The sequence below is a fragment of the Campylobacter sp. 2018MI10 genome (genome assembly GCF_018501175.1).
Taxonomy (GTDB): domain Bacteria; phylum Campylobacterota; class Campylobacteria; order Campylobacterales; family Campylobacteraceae; genus Campylobacter_E.
In genome coordinates this window covers 1-387 of the sequence record NZ_JAHCZD010000132.1, presented here as the reverse complement: position 1 = coordinate 387, position 387 = coordinate 1, and the positions used below count along the sequence as shown (strand labels likewise).

The 387-nt window shown below is 43.9% G+C and carries 1 protein-coding gene; it reads right to left on the bottom strand.

What is annotated here, in order from left to right; genetic code table 11:
- A partial coding sequence (locus KJR01_RS10000; protein WP_214119103.1) for an IMP dehydrogenase occupies positions 1-387 on the bottom strand: 387 nt, incomplete at both ends.

Below are 387 nucleotides of genomic sequence, written 5' to 3'. Positions count from 1 at the left end.
GAGCAGTACCTTGCTGAAAGTATCTGTCTGAACTTCCCTTTTGCACAGCCCCAAGCGACCCCATACCACGATAAGACTTATATTGTCTTCCTTGATAAGTAAAAAGCTCTCCTGGACTCTCATCTGTTCCAGCTAAAAGCGATCCTATCATAACAGAACTCGCACCTACGGCTAAAGCTTTTGCAATATCACCTGAATATTTAATTCCACCATCAGCTATCACAGGAACGCCAAATTTATTTGCTTCTTCCACACACTCATCAATGGCTGAAATTTGAGGCACACCCACACCTGAAACAATACGTGTGGTACAAATACTTCCTGGCCCAATACCTACTTTAACCGCATCTACACCTGCTTCACAAAGTGCTTTTGCTGCAGCTGCAG